The organism is Saprospiraceae bacterium (genome assembly GCA_016713025.1).
Lineage (GTDB): Bacteria > Bacteroidota > Bacteroidia > Chitinophagales > Saprospiraceae > OLB9.
This window is the reverse complement of record JADJPZ010000004.1, coordinates 3,990,197-4,015,664: the sequence shown is the minus strand read 5'-3', so window position 1 is coordinate 4,015,664 and position 25,468 is coordinate 3,990,197. Positions and strand designations below refer to the sequence as shown.

Below are 25,468 nucleotides of genomic sequence, written 5' to 3'. Positions count from 1 at the left end.
TTATGATTTAAATTTTTCGCAGAATATTTTCTGTCCACTATAACTACATATTTTAAAAAAATGTAACTCAGCTATAATTCATAATCGTCAATATTTGGATATAAAATGATCAATAAGACGATGAATTTAAAATTTCTAAATTACTGGATCGCAGTTTCAAATTGCCATCGGGGGATTGATGAGGTTGATGCTCTATTATAACAAGTCATTTGACAAATTTTATTTTAAAATAATTAGAAAATATGTGGGAATTAAAATTATTAATCCTTTTGATTTCAATAAATTTCATCTCATGTCACAATAAAGAAATTAAAGTTATTAAAGGGTCAGAATTTCTTGGATACCATAACTTTAGTGACGGTAATGGAGTTGTATTTTGCAAAAATGAAATAGTCAAGATTGAAAGCCTTAATGAGCTGATCATTGATATTGATAGTTTTTATTTTAATAAAGATAGATTCATATACATCACTGAGCTATGTGTAGATTCAATTTTAAAACACATTGAATTAATAAATTTATTTAATGACTTAGAATATAAAGAATCTGATAAGTTTGAAAAACAAATTTTTAAATTATATCTATCTGATAATTTTAATTCATTAATTGTAAACTTAAAATTTGAAACTGTCGATAAAAATGAATTTTATAATATTATATCTATTTTGTTGAATTACAATTCAACAAAATTACTATCTATTGCCAGAATTGGTTATTTGCAATTTTTTGATGGAAACGGGGTAGAAGTTTACACAACATTTAAGAAAGGGGTTTTTAAATCTCATTTAGTAAATCATAGTGATATCATTCGTCTTGAAGAAGAAAAAATTAAATTTGAAATCTTTAAAATATCTAACGAAGGCAAAATAATTTTAATTAAATAAAAAACCAATTTTTCACATCCTCCGTAAGTAAAATCAGAGATACATGAAATAAAATTTTTTAAGGCTTACTACCAAAGAGGAGGAATATTTATTAATAATCGTGATGCCGGTCCTTCTTGCTGCAAGGACTTTTTCCTTTAAACCACCGACAGGCAGTACTTTCCCCCGGAGTGTAAACAGCTCACTTATGAGTTTTGGAGATTTTGTATAAAATAGAGAACCTGCAAAACATACAATATCTATCTTATCAATACCATCGGGCAAACAATCGCCCGAACCAAGATAATAGCTAACCAGCTTATGTTGTATTGCCTGATCTATCATTTCCTTACTTGGATTCACACCTGTCACATGATCGCAATAGTTCGCCAATGCAACCGATGAATATCCCGTACCACACCCGATGTCAAGGCCATTTTTATATTTTGCATCCTTGTTTATAGCCTTCTCCAGTATGATTTTATGCAGCGGAGGCCTATATGCATTGTAATGGTGAGCAATGGTTTTGTCATACTCGTGTAGCATATGCAGACTTATTTATCAGGTATTAAATCTAATAATTTGCAAACAAAATATTAAAAACATTGAGAACAACAACGTATAAAAAAATCTGAATATTATACTTATTAAATGTGCAAACTATCAAAGATCAATGTAAATTAATTGCAACAATCCTTACAAACCCCATTGACCACCATATTGGTATGTTTGACTTTGAAGCCGGATGGGAGTTCGATATTTGGGACAACTACCTGATCCAAACAAAAAGTATTTTCACACTTTTCACAGTGAAAATGTACGTGCTCATCATGGTGGTGGTCTTCATCGCAGTGTGCATCACATAAGGCATATTTTTGGGTGATAGTACCATCTATGGCTTTGTGTATGATGCCTTTTTCTTCAAAGCTCTTCAGTGTCCTGTACAAAGTGATCCTGTCTGCATCAGAAAGTTGTGATTCTATATCATGAGATGAAAGTGCTTTGCCGGCATTAGTAAATATTTGCAGTACTTCAGCCCTGAATGGAGTCACCCGAAGATGGTGTTCTTTGAGTATTTTTTCTGATGCTGTCATTTATTTTATGCTTTGGCCGTTTTCCCAATTTGCATCCGGGCTGATGAAACTCAGTTTTCCTTTAGTGTCTTCAGCCATAAGTATCATACCCTGAGATTCCACTCCTTTCATTTTACGTGGAGCAAGATTGGCCAACAGGCTTACTTTTTTCCCGATGACTTCCTCTGGTTTGTAGTGCTCCGCTATGCCTGATACTACCGTCCTCTGCTCAAAACCCAGATCAAGCGTGAGTTTCAGAAGCTTATCTGCTTTTTCTATTTTTTCTGCCTGTACTATAGTCGCTGTGCGTATATCCAGTTTTGTAAAGTCTTCATATGTGATTTCGGGTTTCACAGATTGGTGTGGTGCGGTGGATGCGTTTTCCTGTACTGTCATTTTATTATTTTGATCAGTTGCGTTCAGTTTATCTATTTGCTGCTGAATGATGGCATCATCTATACGGGTAAATAAGTGAAGCGGCTCACCTATTTTATGCCCTTTTTTAAGGACAGGCTCGCCTTCTGCTAGCTTGTTGAGCATTTTTTCAAGTTCTCCTTTTTCTTCAATGGCCTTTTGGTTGAGAAGGATCCGGATTTTATCTGAAGTAAATGGCATAAATGGCCGGCATATGACACCGATGGCAGCTACATACTGTAAACAAAGGTTCATTACGACCTTGACAGATTCAGGGTCATCCTTTATAGTTTTCCAAGGCTCGTTAAACTGTAAGATCTGGTTGCCTTTGGTGGAAATATCCATCAGGATTTTCAGGGCAGACCTAAAGTCAAATGACCTCACATAATCACACATTTCATGAATATCATCAAAAAGTCTCAATAGTTCTGAATCATGATATGAAGCATCATATTTGTCTTCAGGGCTGATGATTTCTGCATTTTCATCAAAGGCGGGTACTTTGCCGTCATAATATTTATTGGTCAGCACAACTACGCGATTGACAAAATTGGCGAGGTTGTTGACAAGTTCATTATTGTTGGCATCCTGATAACTCTTCCAGGTAAATTCGCTGTCTTTTTGTTCAGGCATGTTTTTTATCATAGCATATCTAAGTTCATCCTGCCGGTCCGGAAATTCATCCAGATATTCATGTACCCATACCGCCCAGTTTCTTGAAGTAGAAATTTTTCTTCCTTCGAGATTCATAAACTGATTGGCTGGTACATTGATCGGGAGATTATAGTCTCCGTGAGCGTGAAGGATAGCCGGAAAGATCAGACAATGAAAAACGATATTGTCCTTGCCGATAAAATGAATCAGGGCACTTTCTTTATCCTGCCAGTATTTTTTCCAGTTTTTTTTATGGTCTATCGCCCATTGTCTTGTTGCTGAGACATAACCAATCGGGGCATCCATCCACACATATAGTTTTTTGCCTTCATGACCTTTGATATGATGCGGCACATCTACGCCCCAGTCAAGATCACGGGTCATAGCCCGGGGTTGAAGTCCTCCGTCTAACCATGATTTGCACTGACCGAGTACGTGATTTTTCCATTGATCCGGATCATGCAATTGCTCACCATCCAGTTCACCGGTATTGATCCAGTGTCTCAGCCACTCTTCATATTTATCTAATGGCAGATACCAGTGTACTGTTTTTTTCAAAACAGGTTTGTCTCCTGTGAGGGTCGAAATCGGATTGATCAGCTCAGTTGGACTAAGTGACGAGCCACACTTTTCACATTGATCTCCATAAGCATCAGGATTACCGCATTTTGGGCAAGTCCCCATGATATATCTGTCCGCTAAAAATTGTTTTGCTTTTTCGTCATAATATTGTTCAGATTCTTTCTCTTCAAACTCTCCTTTGGAATACAGTTTTGAGAAAAATTCCTGAGACGTTTCATGATGTATCTGTTCAGATGTGCGGTGGTACATGTCAAAAGATATACCAATCCGGCTGAAGGTCTCTTTAAAAAGATTGTGATATTTATCTACGATCTTCTGAGGTGTGCTTTTTTCTTTCATGGCCTTGATCGTGATGGCTGCACCGTGTTCGTCAGAACCGCAAATGTACACGATATCCTTGCCCATGAGCCTCTGAAATCTGACATAAATATCTGCAGGAAGATATGCGCCTGCAAGATGTCCTATGTGCAAAGGGCCATTGGCATAGGGCAAGGCTGATGTTATAAGGTATCTTTTATACTGTCTCATCAGAAAAAAGTCAAGGATTAAGGACGCAAAGGTAGTAAAAATTAGGGATTGACTGTTAAACTTTCAGGATTTGAGTTTTTATACTATTTGATTTTGGAATCTATGACCTTAATCTGTGTTTTTATAAAATCGGTTTTCTGGAAGTCATTATGCCAGGTATTGGGCGGATAAAATTCGTATGCAGCATAACTTTCAGCAAATAATGCATTGCGTTGTCTGCTGATAAAATTGGACATACCCGGTCGGTGGCGATGATATCGGAGGGCTTCGATGTCAATAGTTGTATTGGCTACCATACTTTCGCCCTGACCGGCTTCACACAACACCAATCCTTCAAAATTGATAATCTTTGAACTGCCGTCTGTGGATTCAGAGGGAAAGTCTGTTCCTTTTATCGCGGAAGTATTGGCTGAAATGATATAAGCCATATTCTCAATTGCACGCGCTTGTTTGGCAATATTTTTTTGGGTCAATATCGGCGAAGACACTTCTGATGTATTGTGGCAAATGATCTCTGCGCCTCGCATCATAAGACATCGGCTGATCTCGGGATACAGGATTTCTTCGGATGCTACGCATGCCAGTTTTCCTATCTCCGTATCGATCACAGGAAACAATGCATCATTACCGTATATATCACGGTATTTATCCAATACATCATAAGGTGTCACAGCAAACATAGAGTTGAGTCTTCGATATTTTAGGATACATTCACCATGCGGATTGATGATGAAACTACTTTGAAAGTAAAATTCATGAAAATGGTGGTCATTTTCATAAAAATTTCCCGAAAGGTAGATGCTGTTATCTTTTGCTATTTGTTGAATTTCTGCAAAAAGTGGGTCGTTTTCGGCAAAACAGGCTTTATTTTTCCAGATGCTTATACTTTCTCCCATCGGAAAACCCGTGGCAAAATATTCCGGGAGGACTACCAGTTTCAGATCAGGACCTATGAAATTTTTTGAAGCCCGTACCTGCTTCCCGATATTTTTTATATTTTCAGATATAGCCTTACGGGATTCAGATGCCTCTGTAAATCCATTGACAGCATGACAAGTTGTTTGAAGTGCAAGTGCTTTATACCTCATGAGGGCCGGTTTCTATATTTACAATAAATTTTTCAATAAAAACTATCATTTTTTCCATTTCTTCCGGAGAAAAACCAGCAAAAAGTTCTGAATTGAGTTTTTCACGTTTAGCCTGCAATCCTTGCAACAGCCCTAATCCGGAATCTGTTAAGGTGAGTCTTTTCCTGCGTTTATCATCGGGATCCTGTTCTTCATTTATGAGGCCTTTTTCCAAAAGACCGTTGATCATGACTGTTACATTGGGACGGGTTGTTCCCAATGTTGATGCAATTTCATTGGGCATGAGGTCTTTTTTGTGGTCGTCATTTTCAAAAAACGGAATGTTCGGGTCTTTGGCTATATGCAAAAGAATCAGCCATTGCTGAGTAGAGATACCTATTTTCTGGCTGATAATATCACGCCTTTTTTTCAACCTGTCGCCTACCAGAATCATTCGCAACAGCAATGATTCTTCCAATCTCTTTTTAATCATATTTTCTGATTTCTCGGCAAAAGTAGCACACAAACGGCGGCTAATATAGAAATAATCAGTAAAATCATAAAAGCCTGATCATAACTACCCGATTTAGTCCTTAGTATTCCGAGAGTCATGATTCCCAAAACGCCGGCCATAGTATCTACCATCGTAAAAACACCTAAAATCTTTCCATAAGAACTGCCATGATAATACTCCGCTATCAATAATTGTATCATCGTGAAGGTGCCGCTAAATCCTACTCCAAACACGACTGCATATACCCATAAAAGCATATCAGGATTGGACTTGATAACAGTCAGTACCAGCGCACCTAAAGCCAGATTGACCACAGCAAGAAACATGATACTTCTTTTGGGATAATGGTCGCTCAATTTACCAAAGATGATCTTACCCAATACACTGCAAAGGAAAAATAAACTCAGGACGTTTTTAGAGGCGGTTGTAGTTTCTAAATCTTTGAAAAACAATGCCTGGTGCTGTATGACGCCAACTATACAAAACCACATCGCACCGGTTACAAATACTAAAAGATAAAAAACTTTACTCTTCAGGAGCTCACCATATTTAAATCCATTTGAATCCGAAATATGTGTACTGGTCATCTCCTGACGCGCAATGCCGTCCGGCAACAACTGCATGGATGATGGGTGGACTCTTACTGCAATCAACATCGGCAATATGATCGCAATCGCTGACATTACTCCCAAGCTAATCAATGCCATCCGCCAGCCTTGAGATATAATAAGTGATCCCGCAATCTGGTTGAATATAGCGCCGCCTATACTTGAACCAACCAGTAGAATGCCAACGGCCATACCTCTGGATTGTACAAACCAGTTGGTAACGATCTTCATACTCGGTATAATACCTGCCAGAGTGATACCCATCGCAAAAACAAAATATGTAACCATCAACATAGAAATACTGCTTATCCTCGAAAAAAGTATAAAGCCCAACAAAATAAGTGCCGTCCCCAGATACATCATTCTTTTTATATGCAATTTGTCCATCCAGAGTCCTGCAAAAGGTGAAAAAATGGCCACCAAAAGGAAAAGTAACTGTGCAGGCCGTGTTACCTGATCTTGAGTCCAGCCATATTCCCTGATCAATTCAGGATAAAACAAGGGTAACGTATTGAGTATCACTCCGTTGGTAATGGAGTAGATAATAAAAAGTGCCGCAAGCACCCACCATCCGAAAAAGATTCTTGAACCGGACATTGTATTGATTTTGGGTTAAAATTATAATAATATATTTAATTAGTTAATTAAATTAACTAATTTTGTTTTCTAAAATGTAAATATCATGCGCTTTCTTTTCCATTTTGTTTTAATCATCACGTTATCTGTGGCTTGTCAACATTCAGTATTTGCCCAAAAAAAATCTAAATCAGCTCCCATTAGTCAGATGGCACTCTTGAAAACTTGGTTTACCGGTGAATTTAACAATTACCAGCAAGTACATAAAGAAAAGGAAGACAGCATTGTCAAAGATTTGATCCACGAGCACATACATTCTATTTTTGAGCCGGTGGATTTACCTTGGATGGGCGCAAATGTGTTTTTTGTAAAACAATACTTTGACAACGATCCGTCGAAAGTCTATCGTCAGCGGATTTACAGCTTTTCAGAAAATAAAAAAGAAAAGGCCATCCAGTTGGATATCTATTCATTTAAAGACAAGTCTCTGGATTCTATCTACACTAACGCTCATAAAGATAAGTCGATTTTGACCCAACTAAATAAGGAACAACTCACCGCATCACCAGGATGTGAGGTGTTCTGGCAAAAAAACAAAGACCATTTTATCGGATTTATGAAACCTCGCGCCTGCAATTTTATATCGAAAAGAAGCGGAAAACGTATTTTCATCACCGATAGTCTGATGCTCAACGACAAAGAATTGTGGATACGCGATGAGGCTGAAGACGAAGATGGGAAGTATGTCTTCGGCCACAAAGCCAAAATACCACACAGGCTAAGAAAAGTAGAATATTATACCGGATGGGCAGCTGCAAAAAAAGAGGGCGCAAAGGAGATGGATGCCATAAGAGGTTTACAGTTTCATAATCAAGGCGACAGACAAAAAATAAAATTTTCTGATGGGTCTGAAACGGGGTACGAAGCCCGATTAGGTCAGCTTATTTATGGTAAAAACCTTGAAATATTACAAATTGCCGTATTTAAGTCCGGTGAAGAAGTACCCATCAATTATATTTGGTCAGATGTGGACAGCCATCGCATCGGGATCAACATGAAAGGATATTTTCAGATAGGACTGACGAAGAAAGGAATTAAATAATAAAAGTAGTCCTTTCCAAATTAAAAATGTTCAGTATTGGGAGGAGATGTCGGATATGGTGCGAATATGGCAAAACCCAATGGTCAAAGTATGATCATGAACCTTATACTTGGTGCAGTTGGTGGCAATTTAGGCAATGTAGTAGGAGGTCTTATGGGCGTTTTAGGTGATTCAAACTTTTCAATTGGGTCTATAGTTACAGCTTTGGCTGGAGGTGGAATAGGATCATTGGTAGGTACCTTTTTACCTAAATTACTAAAATAATATAGATATGAGCGACAAAATGATTACTCAAATTGTCGCTCATTTATTCTCCCCATCGTCCATCAAAAATCTCCATAAAATACCTGAAAACATGGAAGTTGTAGGTCATTGCGCCAAAGATCTACCACCTGATTTCTATCGTCAAGGACTAATTCAATATTGTACTTCCCTTCAATATGATTGATAAACATTTCTTTTTTGATGATCGAATCCTTCCTGAAATCACCGGCAACCCTCATGATCAACATATCATAGGTTATACCGAATCGCTCTAGCCATGCTATCGTCTGTGGCTTGTAAGTATCTTCCCTTCCCGATGCCAAAATAATCTTGTATCCCAACTGATGGTAATTTTTGACCATATTGACCACAGGAATATTGGGAAGGTCTTGATCACACTTTGATGAATCAAAAGGGCTACGACCATTCATAAGACATAATGTACCGTCAAGATCGCAGATGATGGCTTTGGGTAGGGATGGGTCTTGGGTACGTGTTTTGTTTTCTGGACGAATTTTAGGCCTCATGGAAAAATCAAAGTTATTTTTTACATTTTCATATTGTTCAATAAATCGCTTTAAGACATTTGGTGGAATAAATTTTCCTGTTTCTTGGTGTCTTTGAATCACTCTTTGCTTCAATTCTTCCGTATCTACTTCAAATAATTTAAAAGAAATATCGGCTAGATGGTTAAACTTAATGATGTATTGATTTAAGAATTCCTTTCTGGTGTGCGTGGCATCTACTAAAACATTGACTTTATTATTAAGCATAGATATGATCGCACTATCTACCATTTTGGTGAGCAAAGCTTCTTCATCTTCACTCAAATTTTCTTGACTAAATTGCATCAAACGTAAATCATCTCTATTTACTCTAAACCAGTTTTCTTCAGTTCTTAAGTGATATTTTGCAAAAGTGGACTTACCAGAACCTGGTGGACCTACTAGGATTAATAATTGTGGATTTTTATATTTGCTCATTACAATTTTTAATTTTTGAAAGAATAACTAAAATAAAATACAAACGATTAAAGTCGCGAATCAATGGTAGATTCTATTTTTTCTCCCATTATACGATCATAAACCAAATTTTTTAAGTGGTAATTTTCAGAATGAATATCCTTATATTTTACCTTTAACAAAGCATGATTGATAGCCCAATCGTTTATAGAACATTGGATTTTTTTATCAATATTCCTTTTTTGCATGTTGTATGGATAGTTGTTAATAAAGTCGATGCCATAAATCATCACCAAATATTGGTTGTTTCTCACTTTCAATGCTGGTGGCAAATTTTTAATAAACGTAATACGCGGTTTTATTACAATACCTTCTTCCTTATCTAACGATAATTTATGAAACCATTCGGTTACTAAATCTGATTTGACTTCTAGGTCGTCAAGTGTCTCAATTGTAAATTCTAAAAACTCATCATCACTTACTTCCTTAAAACTAATATTATCATTTACAACTAATTCTGTCCCATCATCAAATACTTTTTTGAGTATATTAAATGGTTTAAAGCATATTTCACCTTCAATTCCGAAATGCAAAATTTGATCCCCATAAATGTTGATCCCTTTTTCGTACATATCAAGATCTAATACTTTAAAAGCTTCAATAGAATCATACTGCCTAGAAACATGTGAAGGATATTCTTTCTTAATGGCCTTTTCACCTAACACTTTTTTATCAGAAATATATTTTTGATAGGTTTCTGATGACCTTACCATTTCTATTTTGTCATACAATTCTGATTGTTTGAGATAATCATGATGCGTCTTGTGCGAATGATGATAAGCCCAAAACTCATTATTGATCAATCCTTTGCCTAGTACACTCCATGGCAACATTTCGGCCTGTATGATTACTAAACTTAGATCTTGCCAATCAAATCTAGCATGTATATCTGCACAAGCCATTATTGCTTTTTCTACATCAATATGCATTACTTTATGGCCATTTCTACTCACAAAATAACTATCATTGATCTCTTTTTTCAAATATATGTCGCAATAAGAGCCCATATATTTTTTTTGAACTACGAAATGTGTTACACCACGATCGAAATAGTATTTTAACCCTTCAAACGGAGATTCGATTTCATTCTTTTCCCATGATTTTGGGGCCGGAGAGATCGTTGGTGAAAAGGCATTTATCTTGTTCTGACAAAACCATTCTATTCTGTTTTTTATATTTCGTTTTTCGTTCATTTTACTTCTTTTTTAGTGATTATACAGACTTGTGTAGGTTGGACTCCATTAATATTGTCACCGATAAAATCAAAATATACTTCCAGAGTTTCGTCATTGTTTACACCTTCCCAAATCAGTTTCTTAAATTCATCAGCTGATGGTTCAAATTGATGATCTTCATGTCTTCGCTCCATTGTTTCGCTATAATATTTATTAAAATCAGCATTTGGTGTAGTGACAATAATGGATGCAAAATTCAGACTTAAAGCTCGTTTAATAAGTGACAAAGCATTCTCCTTTGTATTGTGTTCTATCACTTCTGACATGATAATGCTTACTTTTTCTTGATCCGGATATTGATTCAAATCTGAGAAAAATGATAAATTATTTTCAGAGTATCTTGAGCCTATCGCTATTGCAATGTCTTCAAACTTTTCATCACTATCTACTGCATAATAAGATAATTTGAAACCTTTACTCATTACTTTTTTATAATAAAGCAATTCTCCACAACCAATATCGAGAATAGGGATATTAAAATCTAACTTATCTATAATATAAATAATTCTTGCCTGATGAGTTGGGTACCATGTCAGTTTTGTATTAAGACCTTGTTTGAGAAGGTATGATTCAAAAACTGGCTTCACCATCAAAAACAACTTTTCAGACCGCACTGCTCTTTTAATGAAAAGATAAAATACAAAATACGGTACATTATCAAGATTGGTCAAAATCCTGGCATACTTATCTGCAAATGATTCATCAATATAAGTGTAAATGCCATATTCATTTGTGATATGCGTAAATAATGCTGTCAAACTAAGCAAATTGATAGCATCAAAAACAGAATTGGCTTCAATCATCAGAGTATAATTGTATCCTTTCTGGTGTTCTATTGTTATACCGTCAAAATATTTCGAAAGAAGGAATGACCCATTTCGCACCCAACTAGAATTAATATAAAAGGAAGGTATATTTATGATACATTTTTCTGTATCGATATCACCAATAGTCCTATGTAACCATGACAATTCTTTGGACATAACTTCATACTTTGCCTTAAGCAAATGACTGAAAAAGTCAGTACAAATATCCATCACCACTAATGGGCTGCAATAACTCTGAAAATCAATTTGATTGCTTTCTTCAGGTAAATAACTATACTTGGTATCTTGAAAAACAATATCATATTGATGAGAAGTAATTACATTTCCGATTACAACACCTTTTTTAAGTGGCCTTGCATATACACCAAAATCCGTGTTTGGATTTCTATTAAGAATATCTAACAGAAATTCATTTTTGCAATTAATTTTTATAATCATTTTTTATTCTTTTATATTTCTAAATCATTCCTAAATGGTCTCTCAAACTTCGGCTTCAACAACTTCCAAATGATGGCATCGTACGGTCTTTTTTCGTACATCTTAAATAGGATGGCAGGATGTTTACATGTCTGAAAATAAAAAGCGGTTGCCTTTCGGTCTTCCAGCTCTTTGTATTCAGCTTTTGCCTCGGCTTCTATATTTCGATAGGCTTCCCAAAATTCATCAATCGTCGTACGTACCCACTGATAAAACTCATCAGGTACTTTTTCCAACAATTCGTCCAAAGATTGGTTATCTCGCAGATGCTCCCAAATGGTTTTAGAAGATACTTGAGTGATGATCCTGTGAAGGCGCACATACTCGGCAAACTTGATTTTGACCCTAAATCCATTCTCAAAACGTATGATAAAACCTTCCTTTTCGTCTATCTGCATCATCCGGATAGCCTCGAGATCATTCAATCCATCATATCTTTTCACCACAGGAAAACCTATATCTGCCAAAGGTGACTCCACACCTGTAGCTAAATCTACGATAGCCAATAAAACCAATTCTTCTTTATGACCATAGTCTATGACGATACGATTTTCAGGGTAAATAATCTCAAAAAGATAAGTTTTACTTTTGTCCAGTTTGTCGATACAGTTGGCATATTTTCTATGTAAAAGTTCATTGGCTTTGATGGCTTGTTCGCTCATAAATGACCCACGCGTGGCGATAAAAGGGTGATCATTACACCAATACAAAATACCTAATGAGCCATCCATTTTGTCGTACACTTCAAATGGCAGCGACGGAATCTGCTGATCAGCCACTTCACCATAATTAAAAAACTTAGTAAACGGTCTTGCCACAATCGCATAATGTTCATCCAAAATCAAGCCACGACAAAGCATCATCACTTCATTCCACATATATTCATACTGCGCTTTGGCTGTATAATTGTAGATATACAGCGGTCGCTCCGGATGTTTTGTCATCTTTACATAACCTGAAGAAATCATTTCTTCTAGGGCATCGATGTTGAATGGAAGATTTGTCATGATTGTTCGTTCATTATTTAATAATGATGCAAAGGTAGAAGCGGTGTGCGCAATCTTTTTGCGTAGGAGAAAATTATTTTTACTCTCTTGCAGATTTATCGAATTTTGTAGCTGGAAAGTGAAAATATGTGACATCTATTACACATTCGTCATCAGTGTAAGTAATTGAAATCGTTGAAACTTATTTCTTTTCCAATTTGTTTACAATGAAAAGCAAAATAAAATGCAAATCATCCTTGAAAGCCCTTATGATGAATATATAGCCAAACTCATAGAAAGTGGTGAATTTCAAAATGCAGAACAAGTCGTAAAATTTGCGTTGAATGAAAAATTTCAATTTGACCACTGGGATGATCAAACTATCTCATTGATCGAAGAAGGGTTAAAAGAAGTGGAAGAAGGAAGGTTAATCGATATTACAGTTGACTATAAAACTGAAGTGATGGAAGGTGCAAGAAAAAAAATATCAGAATAATAATCCCATACCAGTATATGTAAAACAGTGAAAAATTACTCCTTAGTATAAATTCTTTTTAGTTCAATCAACTTCATTCTTCTTCTCCATACCATTCAGAAGTATCTACATCATAATCGTCAATTTCATAATTGTCCGAAGGAAAATTTATATCAATTTCATACTTTATTTTTGTTTCAAATGGAAACCATTCTTCTAAATCAAGCCCGTCTCCTTCGAGTCTTTCCTGCCTAGAACCATATTCTAACGTTACGTTTAAACTTCCAAAAACAGAAACTACAATTTCTTTATCCGTAATTCCAGAAATGTGATATTCAGTTAATCCGCTATCATTTAAAGAATAATGTGGGGCTAAACTATCCACGTTTACAAAATGGTTTGAAACTACAGATGAAATCATGTGCTCTTCAATTTGCCCATCTAAGAATGATTTGATTTTTTCCTTATAGTTTTCAATAGTCATTACAAAAATGTAAAATGCGTTAAACACACTTTCACTATTTTCATTAATTTCTAAATCAGTTAGATTAAAAACATCAGGATTTATGTGTGTAAATTTATTTAATGTATCAATATTATTTATAATTAGCGTGACAATTTCCTTAAGTTCGTCTACATCAAAACCCCAGTCTTTTAAAATTTCGTTGCTAATACCACCTTGAATGGCGTATTTTATTCTTTGGGCCCTTGTTGGTTTTCCGTCTTTAGTTTCCACTTTAAACCAAGAGCACTTTTTAACATTAGATTCTGGTGATAAATTGTGAAGAAAATGTCTTGATAATTCTCTAATACTATAAGCAAAGTTATTATACCTTAATCTGTTAGTAGTATCATTTAAACTATACAATGCTGCATCAAACAATTCTAATTCAAATTGTGAAGTCAATATTTTTTTAATATACTCTATATTTTCCATTATTATTTTTTATATGACAAAATTGTGGTGAGCTAAGTTGAAACTGGTAATGTGGCTTAACCTGCATAACTATCGTTTTCTTTTTCGAAACGAAAATTCAATCTTAATAAATTCAACTGTGAAGGTACTTCAAAATTAAAGCACCAACAAAATTATAAAGAGCATCATTTATTGACTTCAATTCTTGATTTTCGGGTTCAATAAATTTACCATGAAAAATTTCATTTCTCATTTTTATTACTCTTTTAAAATCAATGTTATATTTTACTGGATCAAGATCATGTTCTAAAAACCCATCATTAAATTGGTCTTTTAATGGTAAGTATACTAACATAGAAATTTTATCTTTTTTTAAGCTTAAGAATGACGTTTTTTGAGATTCGTCTTCTATTTCTTCCAATAATTCATCAAAAAATTCATCTATTTTATTATGAATTTTTGGATCAGTAAATTGAAAATTTTCTCCTTTCTGATTCTTTATACCAAAATGTTTTTTCAATTTCTCAATAATAGAAAATAAAAGCACAAGATTTATGCTTCCAGAAGATATTCGAGCTAAATTGTACTTATGTGTAATCTCAGAAATTACTGAAGTATTCTCTAACATTTTTAAAGAGATACTGGTAATTAATGTATATAAATCGCCATCAAAATCAATGCCAAAATTGAACTTATTAAATACAGCTTTTTCAGAATAATCATAAGTTTTTACGACTGTCGACAATTCGGAATGGTGTCTCCAGAAATGTATTTTAATGTCATTGCCGGTATAAAGTTCCATAAGAGAAACAATTAATTCTACATATATACTAATTTCTTCGAAAGATAAGTTATCATGTTTTATTACTAATCTTGGTTTTCTAATAATAAGATTGTCATATCCATTATTATCTTTTCCAATTTGATTAAAGAAATCAAATATAAACTTTATTTTTCCAATATCAACTAGCTCTTTTTGGTAATTTATACTTTCCCAAATGTTTGGATTCAAACAAAAGTTATCAGAATTAAAATTTTCATTGATAAGGCTATAAGCACTGTCTGTAAAATAAATTTCTGATTCGAAATTATATTTTTTAACAGGTTTATATTCGATTCTAATTTGGCCTAATTTAAAAATTATGAATTTATTATTTCCTTCATATTGATTAGTACTGATATTCCATCCTTTAACAAAAGAATTTGCAAAAGAAATAATTTCAATGTTGGGCCTTTCATTTATATTGTTAATAACAATTGACTTACCAAATGCACTTTCTGACCTTTCTTCAGTTAACCAATCCGTTATCTTATAATCAAAGTTAGTTTTATTATTAAAAAATATTTTCAGAACTATTGCCCCTGCATCCTCTATAATTAAATGTGTATGAAAAGAACTTTCAACTTTCAGAGCTTTTTCAGATTTTGAATAGTCGTCAAGGCTTGGAATATTAAAACTTATATTTAAGCAAATGTCTGTCATTTTGTTTCTTATTTTCTAGGAAGACCATTTTTTTTATAATAAACACCGCAATCCATTATAACTCTTGCAATTATTTCATCTACATCACTTAATTCAAATCCTCTTGGCAATTTTCTAATTTCATGATGAACATATTTAAAAACATCAATTGTGGGTAGGCATTTGTAAAATTTAATATGACACTTTCTTGTAATATTATTTACATTAGCCCAAAAATATTTTATCTCATGGCGGAATATTTTTTTATTCAAAGCTAATCTTTTAAAATCAGAGATGTATTGAATTATTAATTCTTCAGGTTGTCTCAATATTTGTTTTCTAATTTTGTTTTTTGAAGTTATTTCGCAGATTAAACTAGGAATTTTATAATTTCCAATTTTATCAAAATCGAAGAAAACAGTAAATACTAATTGACCTAAAACCATAAATAAGGGCTCCGCATTTGAACCAAGCGCAATTGTATTTGCTGATTTATTACCCGAATCATGTCTCATATACATCATACTAAATCTAATTTTAGACAAACTCCCAGTACTAAAGTCTATATCACCCAATACTTCATCTATCGACTTTTTCTCTAATTTTTCAATTAATACTCTTAAATCTTCCTTAACTTCATCAGGCAAAACAAACTCTTTGCTATCAGACTCAGCTAACCTCCACATATTTATGACTATAAATAAAAGTGTAACTTGATAATGTTTTGAATTTAACACCAACTGAATGTTTTCGCAGTTTTCTATTTTTGATTTAGTATCTTGCATAAAAAATGTTTCTATAGGATTGAACTTATTTTCACAAGATCTACATACTAAATTATAATCAAGAATTGGATTTGAATTTTCAACTAACTGCTGTTCAGTTAATGCATCACCTTGAAGCTCCAAAATCTTTTCCTCACTTATTTTTCTACCGATAAATCTTTTACCAAAATTTCTTCCAGATAAAGAGTATAAGATTTCATTATCTCTACCTTTAGACCCTTCTTCTGAGATAGTTGGTCTAACTAAAGATTCAGTTATAACATGGGCACCAGTATTGTCTAAGTCATTAACTTTACATAATTTACATTTATCCATAATATATATTTACAAAATTATTTAAAATAGAACAGTCTAAGTGAATAGACTGTTCTGCATTTTACTACTTCACAAATATCTGCTTCAATTGATCTACAACCTGACCGCTGCCAGACAAGGTGATGTGGCTGATTTTGTCAGCGATTTTCTCCACGTATTCCATCTCTTTGAGTTTGAATAGCATGGCATTGTCTTCCATCAATTTTGCAGTATTGAGCAAGCTTCGTGTAGAAGCGGTCTCTTCACGGCGTGTGATGATATTGGCTTGCGCACGTTTTTCGGCGATCAATACTTGGTTCATGATATCGCGGATATCTCCTGGCAAGATGATGTCTTTTAGGCCACAAGACTTCACTTCCACACCAAGGTCAGTGGCTTTCGTTACGACATCGTTTAAGACAAATTCTGAGAGATTTTCTTTGGTTTCCATCAATTCGTCAAATGTCAATTTGCCCACGTACTCACGGATAGCCAATTGCATGATGACGTAGAGTTGTTTTTCAAACTCCTTGTTCTCTACCAAAGCTTTGATGATGTCCGTCACTTTGTACTGTAAGGTAAAATTCAATCTCAACTGCGATTTATCTTTGGTCAAAATTTCTTGGCCAGGGATTTCCATATTGATGAGTCGCATATCGGTTTTTAGCACTGAAATATCTATCGCGTTTTTCCAATACATATAGGTACCTGCATCAAGGGTTTGCTTCATTTCTCCATCTACAAAAAGAATTCCCTTTTCAAAACTTTCCAATTTGTACGCTCGCACATAAGTACCAGAAAGATTCATCAGTGCTTTTTTGTCGATATCTGATTCTATCTCAATTTTGGACAAGTCTACTGTTTTGAATTGGTAAGTATTGACATCATTATTCCAGAAAAAATATTTTCCAGGCGTCAATAAACGATGATACACCTTATCTTTGTAAACAAAAACCATTTGATTATCAGCTACATCTATAAGGATGGTTTTGACTTCAAAATCCTTATTTAGTCTCAATACTTCTGCATTGATATCCATAGGAAATGGTTTTGCCATGTCGTGGATACTGACTTCTGTCCAAGGCATCATCCAATAAATGCCCTGATTTAATACTTGGTTAAGTTCTCCGTTTTTGAAGATCAAACCGATACAATTGGTGTTTACAACTACTTTTTTCATTTTTGAAAATATTTAAAAATTACTACTAAAAAACTACTAAAACGCACAATCAGAATACATTCGTCCACACATTACGGAATCATCGTCAGAGCCATTGTGATCAGCTATCATTTGCGACTTTTTATCAATAGATTTTCTTCCATTTGATTGGCCATCGTTTATGATTTGTTGACAGAGATTTTTCGTGATATGATTTCAAAGTGATGTACAGATTGCTTTGATTATCCGAAGATTCTCTAGGCGGAATGTATTCGTCATGTGCGATACTGTGGAAGTAAAAAACGGAACCTAAATCCGGCGTGTTAACCAACTACACTAACTATCGTATAAGGATAGTGCAGGATTCGAACCTGCCATTCGTGGTTTGCTGCTCTAACCACTGAGCTATTCGGCTTTTGACCGAGATGGGAGTCGAACCCATGACCCGCAAATTATGCGTCACTAAACATCTTACTCGTCAGAATACAATCATCATTGCACTATGGAGCTATACAGAAACTCTCAACTATGGACTATTACAGATAGAAAAGCGACTTCTTCAACACATTACTGTGATATATTTTTATAAACTCAAAATTAGAACATGAATTGAACTACATGAAAATCTTACTTCATATTTGACATCGTTCTCAATTTTCTTTCCTCGATGTAGCTTCAACTACATCTACGGGATAAAATCTCCGAGCTATGCCAACTATTTTGTCATATATTCATTCGAATAAAGTCATATTCTAATTTTGAGTTTGAACAACTTTTTGTTCATTTATCATCATTGACGATGCAAAGGTAAAAGTGTGGTACGCAGTCTTTTTGCGTAGTAAAAATTATTTTGTACTTTTGTGAAAATATTTTTAAATCATTCATTGTTCGAATCATTCATCGTTCAAATTGCTTTTATACAATGCCCATCAACAAAAACGCCCTCATCAGATACAAAGTCCTTGACAACTGCTTCCGCAATCGCCAACGGAAGTGGACACTCGATATGCTTGTAGATAAAGTCAGCGATGCACTCTACGAATACGAAGGCATCTCCAAAGGTGCTTCCGTCCGCACTATCCAATACGATATCCAAATGATGCGCAGTGATAAGCTTGGCTATAATGCACCCATCATCGTAGTAGATAAAAAATATTATACCTACGAAGACCCCAAATATAGCATCACGAATCTACCCATCTCACACACAGATATGCAGCAAATGTCAGAAGCAGTGGAATTGCTCAAACAGTTCAAAGGTTTCGAGCATTTCAAAAACCTGCATGAAGTAGTCCAAAAGCTGGAAGATCATGTTTACACTACCTCGGGTAAACAAACTCCTATCATACATTTCGAAAAAAATGACAGACTTACAGGAATACAACTTCTGGATCCATTATACAAAGCAATTCAGGATAAAAAGGTTCTTTTCATCGAGTACAAATCATTTAAGGCTGAAAGTGCCCAAATTATGACCTTTCACCCATGGTTTCTTAAAGAATACAAAAACAGATGGTTTCTTTTTGGTGTGAAAGGAAATACGGATCATATATTAAATTTGGCATTAGACAGAATGGTGAATGTTGAAATAGCTGAAAACTTAAAATACAGACCATCCATTATTGCTTCAGTTGATGAATACTTTATGGATGTGATCGGCGTCAGTGTGAGTCTTAATGTCAGACCTGAAATTATCCAACTTTGGGTAGATGCTGCCAACGCTCCTTATATAGAAACAAAACCACTACATCATAGTCAAGAGATAATTGAAAGAAATGATGACGGTAGTTTACTCCTTTCTATCAAAGTACAACTCAATTTTGAGCTGGAAAGAGAGATCCTAGGTTTCGGAAGTAGTATGATGGTCATCTCCCCATCAAAACTCAGGAAAAGAATAGCCCAAACTATCCAAAAGCAATATGTAAACTATTTACCTGAACCAAATACCAAATCATAAAATCACTTCTTCAATTCCTTAAAGTACTTCCAGCTGGTCATATTGGGTGTGGCATAAGTTTTGGGAGGTGCGGCAAATTCAGGTTTGTGTTTCAAGATATAACTTCTGAATTCTTCCGGAATGGTCTCAAATCCTCCATTGGTCTTGAATCCACGACACTGATATACCAGATTCCCGGGTTTACTTCCCATGCGCATCCAGGGCAAGAAGTCAGAAACCCGTGTCCAGCCTACTTCAGAGTAAATATTTTTGGTTTTAGGGTTTAGTAATTGTTTTTCGTCAAGGAAAAACTGAAACAACTCTGCTGCCTGATATTGATCTGATCTGCTATTTTCGGGAAAGTCCTTCACCGGTAATGGAGACGGATACATCAAAAAGATATCCGAATACATAGCCACACGCCCATTACCCATTTTTTTGTAAGGCACTCCCCAATCTCCAAATCGACCTTTTAGGGCATAAGTTTGATTGACAGGGTCATTCCACACATGCACTACATCTACAGTGTCGCTGATAAATGGATTATACCATTTTTCTATTATTTTACCAGTATTGATATCTCTGTAAATAGCCGCTTCACGCGTCAGCATTTTGTAGTCGTTACCATCTTTTTTGATGATCGCTATATTCATGGCTTCCAGATCAAAAAGTGGTTTACCTCGTTCACCATCAATATATGAATAGATACGCCCTGTCCAGTAATATACGGTCACTTCATTGGTATCGAGTGAGGCGCGCATCTTTACAAAGGCATCAAGATTATCAGCCGGGTTACTCAGGTCCAACTGTTTTTCAGTTTTTTCATGTTTGGCTTTGCCATACTTTTTTGATTTTGTTTTTTGAGCGCTTACCAGAGAAAAGCACAGTATGAGTAATAGGCTTGTAATGAATATATTTTTCATTGATGAGAAATTTAATTATTTGTAAAGGTGAAATTTACTTTGGTTTCGGGTTTATTGGATGTGTTGGTTTTTTCGATGATCTGCCATAAAACATTGACGCTGTCTTTGATGGTAAATGTCTTTTCTCCAAATTCATTTTTAATAACTTTAGTTGTCACCAAACCCGGGTATTTTACGGCTGCCTGATATATTTTCAAAATATCCGGTGCAAATAGCGAGTGCATGGTGATACCTAGTTCTCCGGGGCGCTGTTTATCTGATTTATCCGGTTTAGGGCCATTAGGTATAAAAAATTTAAGTTTGCCGCAAATATTATTGGGCGAAACAAATCCCTGATACAGATGGCTGTAACCGTCGGGCATGATAAATACGCGCTTAGGCCCTTTGGAATAATCTCCATTTATTTCTGGTGCTGCTTCTGCTTTAAACCCCAATACTTCGGTGATATATTTGAGTGACTCCATGTCTTTACCACCAATAATCCAATCATGGTGGGTAAACTCGCTCGTCTTCAAAGGAGTGTCCGGATGTATCGTACCATAACCTGGAATTTCATACCCATAACGCTGGAAAAATACATGATTGAAATATTCACCATAAACAGCATTTTCCCGAACTAAAACCGGCCTTTTCAGGAAGTCCCTATCTCCTTTGTTCAATCCGAACAAGTCATCAGTAATCGGCTCCGTTGGCAGCCATGGTTTTTTATTCTGTCGCAAAAATTCATACACATCGTACAGGCGCATGATATCATTGGTTTTCATTACAGCCATACGCGATCCTATGGTTTCTGGCTCACTGTATCCGATACCATCACCCAACGATTTTTCCCATTTCCAAAGTCTAAGCAGTCCATGACTATCGATATTTCCATTTTGCATTCGATATGATTTCAATGCGGATTTAACACCATAAAGCACGAAAGCAGTCTCTGCAGATATCGATGTACTGTCGATGACTTTAAAACCGAATTCATTCCAGTATTTGATGGAATAATTGACGTCTTTTACCGCAAGTACTACTTCATAGACTCCTGAAATTCCTGTTTGAGGAGTTGATTCCTGCCCAATCCCTTTGTTCAAAACAAAAATGCTGAATACTATAAAAATAAATGACTTATACATACGCTGATTATTTTAAAATTCAATCCTTATTTTGATTTTTCCAGTCTCCGATACCATAAGGATCTGCTAAAGCTCCGGATACATGCTCGTGGATGATTTTGTAACTCTCCTGATCTTTCAGTAACAAAAAACTTGCCCTGAATGTGTTATCAAAGGTTTTATCTTTTCCGATATTTCCAATCAAACGAATCACACCCGCTAAGGTGGCGCTATCTGACTGTTCAAAAGTAAACGGTCCTTCCAGCCATTCAATACTTTTTAGGACAATGGCGCTATTACAAAAATCTCTCCATCCCGGAGCTATATTTTCATACCCTTTGGTGGAAAGTCTGGGCCCTTCCAATATGACATAAGTATCATCGCCGACATGATAGGAATTGATGATTTCTGCTACTTCCTTATCTATGATAGCTTGATAAAATTTATCTATAAATTCCTTGACAGAATGCATTACATTTCATTGATTTCATCAGCAATCCGGTGCATGTCTTTATTGTTTTCAGGATGCGCCACTGCATCTATTTCCTGCTGCACTATCCGCATTATACGGGCTGCATAGCGTGCATGCCAAAGTTGTCTTTCTTCTCCCTGCGCATCTGTCGGAACAAAATCTTCAATCTCTTTTCTGCTGATGATGCCCTTGCTTTCCAGAATTCTCTCTAGTGTATCAATACGCTCCCTTGCTACAGCCAATTCCGTTGCCACTGCCATGGTTATATTCAGTACTCTTTCTACAGCAGGATCATTCAAAAAATAGGGTCTTCCACCTTTAGCTTTGTCCCCTGCCATCAGAATGTCGTTGATGCCTGAAGTATCAAAATCTTCAGAAATCACTGTACCTCCTGAATGTGATGATGACAATTCGTTATTATCCATTTTACTAATTTTTTGAAAATTTTTTAAGAAAACAAATTATGACTTTTTCCATCCACCAAATACATTCCAAATCGGAGTCCTGCCAAAATCTTCGGTAATTTTGCCATCCTGTTTTTTGTCATCAAGATCATTGACCGCTTTTACACCTACCTGCATAAAATCATTTTCTGACACACCAGCTTCCTGCATCAATGCAGATGGTGCAAGATCATGCATATGTCCCCAATATGGCTCGGCGTTGTAAAAAGCATCCCAATCCCGCATAAACTGCTCATAATAACTCATCTCCGGAGTATATTGTGGCTGCTCTATGTGCAAATTCAGTCCACCCGGAGCAAGCACTCTTTTTATTTCGCCGAAAATATTATGAATTGCTTTGCCGCCGGTTTCATGTAGAACCATGGTAGATTGAACCCAATCAAAGCTGGCATCCGCTATTTCTCCCATATTTTCAGCATCCATTTGTACAAAGGTTACATTTTTTACACCAAGAGCGCTTGCACGGGCAGCACCGTATCTGAGCATGGGTGCGCCTGCGTCTATGGCTATAATTTCTGCTTCAGGATATGCCAAAGCAATAGGTAAGGTATTATGTCCAAGACCACAACCAATATCCAGTATTCTTTTAGGCTTAAATTCCGGATAAGTATCCCGTACCCACTTAGCTATAGCTTTGCCGCCACCATCTGTCAACCGACCCAGCATACCGGCAGTGGTCACAAAAATACCACTATCATAGTTGGCAGCATTAGCTACATCGCCAGGAAAATATTCAGTATGGTAGCTTCCTGGCATGAGATGATTGTCTACATGTTTCAGGTAAGCAGGAACTTCAAAGTTATCTTTTAGGTGAAGGTTTTGTGCATTTTTGTTGATTAGATGTGTTTTTTGAGCCAGTTCTTTTGCCTGTCGCAGCACCACTGCCCTTCCATTTTGTTGTCTCATTTCCATCGTACTTCTTCGCAATGCTGCCCACATCTGATACACAGGATCCTTTGACATAGCATCTTTGACCTCGTGCCTGTCTTTAAAAGGACGGCCTGCTTCCTTTTCAAAATCAGGAGCTATACGATTGTCAAATGCTGTTTTATTGCCGGGAGCTATTGCTGTAGAGATATATCTGTTTAGGTTTGCGAGGTAATTATATCTGGCACGCTCATCATGGTCAAAATCAGGAAAAACTTCATGTTTCGTGATTTTGGTATATACAGGTGGTAACTGGTAACTCATGATTTTAGATTTTTAGTGTTTTATTTTTTAATACTTCAATATTTTCAGGCTGAGATATTTGTCATAATTCTATTGTTGTCATTCCGGTGATCCATATCCGCCACCACCCGGCAATTCCATCACCAATTCTTCTCCCGAATATAGCTTGTCGTGTCCTTTTATCGGAGTGTGTCTTCTTTTGCCGAGTGCTGTGACAATATATATCTTGCCACTTTTTCCTTCTTTTCCTCCGAAAAGGCCATAAGCTTTATTATTTATTTTTTCAGTGACATTACTTATATGAATGGGTGTCTTGCCTATATTTTTATAAGCAAATCGCTGTCCCATGCCACCTTTATACTTTCCATTGCCACCACTTCCTTGTATATGACTTTTGCATGTTACCACTACAGGAGCATCATTTTCAAAGACTTCAATCGGGACATTTGCCACATTGGTAGGATAACAAAGGGTATGCTCTCCTGCCAGTCCTTTTCTGCCACCATATCCCCCTGCCAGAAATAAATATTCTACATATTCCTTGCCATTTTCTTTTTTACCACTCAGTACCATCACCCAAACTGCAGATCCGCAGTCAGCCTGAACCTTGTCCGGTACTGCCTGACTCAGCGCCTTCATTACAGGACCATAAAGGATGTTGCCGGTAACATTTCGTGCTCCAAGCGGCGAGGGTTTTTGGGCATTGAGCAGACTTCCTTCCGGTGCGTGTATGCTGATAGGTCTGAAACTTCCTTCATTGTTGGGTACGTCCGGACTAAAGATACATTTGATGGGATAGGCAGTATAGGCAAAAACATAATTGAGTACGGCATTAATCGCCAATGAATGAGCGGCAGATGTGCCTGTATAATCTACATGAATACTGTCATTTTTAATGGTGACAGCACACTTGAGGAGAACCGGTTCTGATTTGCCACCGCCATCACCGTGATATTCTGCATGGTAAGTTCCGTCCGGAGCAGCTTTTATAGCCGCACGCATCGACTTTTCAGATGCATCGATGATTTGTTTTCCTAGATGATCTATTTCAGTGATCTTGTTTTCTGCCATCATGCGGTGCAGGGATTTTATACCCTGATCATTTGCCGCTACCTGAGCTAAAATATCTCCTATAGTCTGGTCGGCAGCCCTTACATTGTTTCTGATGATGCTAAAGAGTGGTTCATTTTTTTGGCCTGCATCATAAAGCTTCATCGGTGGGATATAGAGTCCTTCTTCATAGTAATCTTTGGCATTGGCTCCCCAAAGTGTTCCGCCTATATCCGGACTATGGGCAATACAGCCAATGAATCCTACCAATTTATTTTCAAAAAAAATGGGTGTCACTATTCCGATATCGGGCTTATGTCCTGCACACAACCATGGATCAACCTTTGGTATCCAGTAAAACTACGGCAAAATCTGCACTCTCACGGGTAACAGAAGAAAACGCAGTGCGCTGTAGAGCGGTACCTGCTTCATCTACTATAGAGATCAAACGTGCCCAGAGCAGGGAT

Annotated in this window: 26 protein-coding genes and 1 tRNA gene; 5 read left to right on the top strand and 22 right to left on the bottom strand. The window is 36.0% G+C overall.

From position 1 onward, the window contains the following. Nucleotides 1–242: 242 nt before the first annotated feature. Complete coding sequence (locus IPK35_23465; protein ID MBK8056148.1) at nucleotides 243–884, top strand: hypothetical protein; 642 nt, start codon at nucleotides 243–245, stop codon at nucleotides 882–884. 33 nt (nucleotides 885–917) lie between these two features. Here IPK35_23465 and IPK35_23460 read toward each other — a convergent pair whose 3' ends face one another. From IPK35_23460 to IPK35_23435, 6 genes are all read right to left on the bottom strand, one after another. Beyond that, nucleotides 918–1,409, bottom strand: a complete 492-nt coding sequence (locus IPK35_23460) for a methyltransferase domain-containing protein (protein ID MBK8056147.1) — start codon at nucleotides 1,407–1,409, stop codon at nucleotides 918–920. A gap of 134 nt (nucleotides 1,410–1,543) precedes the next feature. Continuing rightward, complete coding sequence (locus tag IPK35_23455) at nucleotides 1,544–1,957, bottom strand: transcriptional repressor (GenBank protein ID MBK8056146.1); 414 nt, start codon at nucleotides 1,955–1,957, stop codon at nucleotides 1,544–1,546. Beyond that, on the bottom strand, nucleotides 1,958–4,114 hold the full coding sequence (metG, locus tag IPK35_23450) for a methionine--tRNA ligase (GenBank protein ID MBK8056145.1): 2,157 nt from the start codon (nucleotides 4,112–4,114) through the stop codon (nucleotides 1,958–1,960). An 83-nt stretch (nucleotides 4,115–4,197) separates the two neighbouring features. Continuing rightward, the gene (locus IPK35_23445; protein MBK8056144.1) at nucleotides 4,198–5,202 is read right to left on the bottom strand and encodes a nitrilase; all 1,005 of its coding nucleotides are present in this window, start codon (nucleotides 5,200–5,202) and stop codon (nucleotides 4,198–4,200) included. Then, on the bottom strand, nucleotides 5,192–5,674 hold the full coding sequence (locus IPK35_23440) for a MarR family transcriptional regulator (GenBank protein ID MBK8056143.1): 483 nt from the start codon (nucleotides 5,672–5,674) through the stop codon (nucleotides 5,192–5,194). The genes IPK35_23445 and IPK35_23440 overlap by 11 nt, the downstream gene beginning before the upstream one ends. Beyond that, nucleotides 5,671–6,900: an MFS transporter gene (locus IPK35_23435; GenBank protein MBK8056142.1), complete on the bottom strand. Its 1,230-nt coding sequence runs from the start codon at nucleotides 6,898–6,900 to the stop codon at nucleotides 5,671–5,673. The genes IPK35_23440 and IPK35_23435 overlap by 4 nt, the downstream gene beginning before the upstream one ends. An 85-nt stretch (nucleotides 6,901–6,985) precedes the next feature. Between IPK35_23435 and IPK35_23430 the strand changes: the two genes are divergently transcribed. Together IPK35_23430 and IPK35_23425 are read left to right on the top strand one after the other, a co-directional pair. Continuing rightward, nucleotides 6,986–7,981 carry a chromophore lyase CpcT/CpeT gene (locus IPK35_23430; GenBank protein MBK8056141.1) on the top strand — a complete coding sequence of 332 codons (996 nt, stop codon included), beginning with the start codon at nucleotides 6,986–6,988 and terminating at the stop codon, nucleotides 7,979–7,981. Between the two features lie 66 nt (nucleotides 7,982–8,047). Further along, entirely contained in the window at nucleotides 8,048–8,245 is a 198-nt protein-coding gene (locus tag IPK35_23425; protein MBK8056140.1) for a hypothetical protein, read from the top strand. A gap of 62 nt (nucleotides 8,246–8,307) precedes the next feature. On the opposite strand, the gene IPK35_23420 is transcribed toward IPK35_23425, so the two are convergent. Genes IPK35_23420 through IPK35_23405 form a run of 4 tightly spaced genes read right to left on the bottom strand, consistent with a single transcriptional unit; the run spans nucleotide 8,308 to nucleotide 12,813 of the window. Then, nucleotides 8,308–9,228 (bottom strand): AAA family ATPase, encoded by a 921-nt coding sequence (locus IPK35_23420; protein ID MBK8056139.1) that lies wholly within the window; start codon nucleotides 9,226–9,228, stop codon nucleotides 8,308–8,310. A gap of 47 nt (nucleotides 9,229–9,275) precedes the next feature. After that, entirely contained in the window at nucleotides 9,276–10,460 is a 1,185-nt protein-coding gene (locus IPK35_23415; protein MBK8056138.1) for a hypothetical protein, read from the bottom strand. After that, on the bottom strand, nucleotides 10,457–11,767 hold the full coding sequence (locus tag IPK35_23410) for a hypothetical protein (protein ID MBK8056137.1): 1,311 nt from the start codon (nucleotides 11,765–11,767) through the stop codon (nucleotides 10,457–10,459). Before IPK35_23410 ends, IPK35_23415 begins: the two co-directional genes overlap by 4 nt. 11 nt (nucleotides 11,768–11,778) lie before the next feature. Then, on the bottom strand, nucleotides 11,779–12,813 hold the full coding sequence (locus IPK35_23405; GenBank protein MBK8056136.1) for a T4 RnlA family RNA ligase: 1,035 nt from the start codon (nucleotides 12,811–12,813) through the stop codon (nucleotides 11,779–11,781). A gap of 223 nt (nucleotides 12,814–13,036) precedes the next feature. Here IPK35_23405 and IPK35_23400 point away from each other — a divergent pair, with 223 nt between their 5' ends. Beyond that, nucleotides 13,037–13,288 (top strand): hypothetical protein, encoded by a 252-nt coding sequence (locus IPK35_23400; GenBank protein ID MBK8056135.1) that lies wholly within the window; start codon nucleotides 13,037–13,039, stop codon nucleotides 13,286–13,288. A gap of 73 nt (nucleotides 13,289–13,361) precedes the next feature. On the opposite strand, the gene IPK35_23395 is transcribed toward IPK35_23400, so the two are convergent. The 5 genes from IPK35_23395 to IPK35_23375 all read right to left on the bottom strand — a co-directional run bounded on the left by IPK35_23395 (nucleotide 13,362) and on the right by IPK35_23375 (nucleotide 18,290). Further along, the gene (locus IPK35_23395; protein MBK8056134.1) at nucleotides 13,362–14,204 is read right to left on the bottom strand and encodes a hypothetical protein; all 843 of its coding nucleotides are present in this window, start codon (nucleotides 14,202–14,204) and stop codon (nucleotides 13,362–13,364) included. Between the two features lie 112 nt (nucleotides 14,205–14,316). Further along, nucleotides 14,317–15,666: a hypothetical protein gene (locus tag IPK35_23390; protein ID MBK8056133.1), complete on the bottom strand. Its 1,350-nt coding sequence runs from the start codon at nucleotides 15,664–15,666 to the stop codon at nucleotides 14,317–14,319. Between the two features lie 8 nt (nucleotides 15,667–15,674). Next, nucleotides 15,675–16,745: a hypothetical protein gene (locus tag IPK35_23385; protein ID MBK8056132.1), complete on the bottom strand. Its 1,071-nt coding sequence runs from the start codon at nucleotides 16,743–16,745 to the stop codon at nucleotides 15,675–15,677. 64 nt (nucleotides 16,746–16,809) lie between these two features. Beyond that, the gene (locus IPK35_23380; GenBank protein MBK8056131.1) at nucleotides 16,810–17,904 is read right to left on the bottom strand and encodes a slipin family protein; all 1,095 of its coding nucleotides are present in this window, start codon (nucleotides 17,902–17,904) and stop codon (nucleotides 16,810–16,812) included. A gap of 332 nt (nucleotides 17,905–18,236) precedes the next feature. Continuing rightward, nucleotides 18,237–18,290: transfer RNA gene (locus tag IPK35_23375), tRNA-OTHER, on the bottom strand. Nucleotides 18,291–18,805: 515 nt separating this feature from the next. Here IPK35_23375 and IPK35_23370 point away from each other — a divergent pair. Beyond that, nucleotides 18,806–19,840: a WYL domain-containing protein gene (locus tag IPK35_23370; protein MBK8056130.1), complete on the top strand. Its 1,035-nt coding sequence runs from the start codon at nucleotides 18,806–18,808 to the stop codon at nucleotides 19,838–19,840. Nucleotides 19,841–19,842: 2 nt separating this feature from the next. Here the strand turns inward: IPK35_23370 and IPK35_23365 are convergent, their stop codons facing one another. The 7 genes from IPK35_23365 to IPK35_23335 all read right to left on the bottom strand — a co-directional run bounded on the left by IPK35_23365 (nucleotide 19,843) and on the right by IPK35_23335 (nucleotide 25,449). Next, the gene (locus IPK35_23365; protein ID MBK8056129.1) at nucleotides 19,843–20,742 is read right to left on the bottom strand and encodes a DUF1838 family protein; all 900 of its coding nucleotides are present in this window, start codon (nucleotides 20,740–20,742) and stop codon (nucleotides 19,843–19,845) included. Between the two features lie 11 nt (nucleotides 20,743–20,753). Then, complete coding sequence (locus IPK35_23360) at nucleotides 20,754–21,833, bottom strand: hypothetical protein (GenBank protein MBK8056128.1); 1,080 nt, start codon at nucleotides 21,831–21,833, stop codon at nucleotides 20,754–20,756. Between the two features lie 52 nt (nucleotides 21,834–21,885). Continuing rightward, nucleotides 21,886–22,317: a nuclear transport factor 2 family protein gene (locus IPK35_23355; GenBank protein ID MBK8056127.1), complete on the bottom strand. Its 432-nt coding sequence runs from the start codon at nucleotides 22,315–22,317 to the stop codon at nucleotides 21,886–21,888. After that, nucleotides 22,317–22,655 carry a hypothetical protein gene (locus IPK35_23350; protein MBK8056126.1) on the bottom strand — a complete coding sequence of 113 codons (339 nt, stop codon included), beginning with the start codon at nucleotides 22,653–22,655 and terminating at the stop codon, nucleotides 22,317–22,319. Before IPK35_23350 ends, IPK35_23355 begins: the two co-directional genes overlap by 1 nt. A gap of 123 nt (nucleotides 22,656–22,778) precedes the next feature. Then, nucleotides 22,779–23,972 carry a class I SAM-dependent methyltransferase gene (locus tag IPK35_23345; protein MBK8056125.1) on the bottom strand — a complete coding sequence of 398 codons (1,194 nt, stop codon included), beginning with the start codon at nucleotides 23,970–23,972 and terminating at the stop codon, nucleotides 22,779–22,781. Between the two features lie 78 nt (nucleotides 23,973–24,050). Beyond that, on the bottom strand, nucleotides 24,051–25,331 hold the full coding sequence (locus IPK35_23340; GenBank protein MBK8056124.1) for a hydantoinase B/oxoprolinase family protein: 1,281 nt from the start codon (nucleotides 25,329–25,331) through the stop codon (nucleotides 24,051–24,053). Between the two features lie 7 nt (nucleotides 25,332–25,338). After that, on the bottom strand, nucleotides 25,339–25,449 hold the full coding sequence (locus IPK35_23335) for a hydantoinase B/oxoprolinase family protein (GenBank protein ID MBK8056123.1): 111 nt from the start codon (nucleotides 25,447–25,449) through the stop codon (nucleotides 25,339–25,341). Nucleotides 25,450–25,468 lie beyond the last annotated feature (19 nt).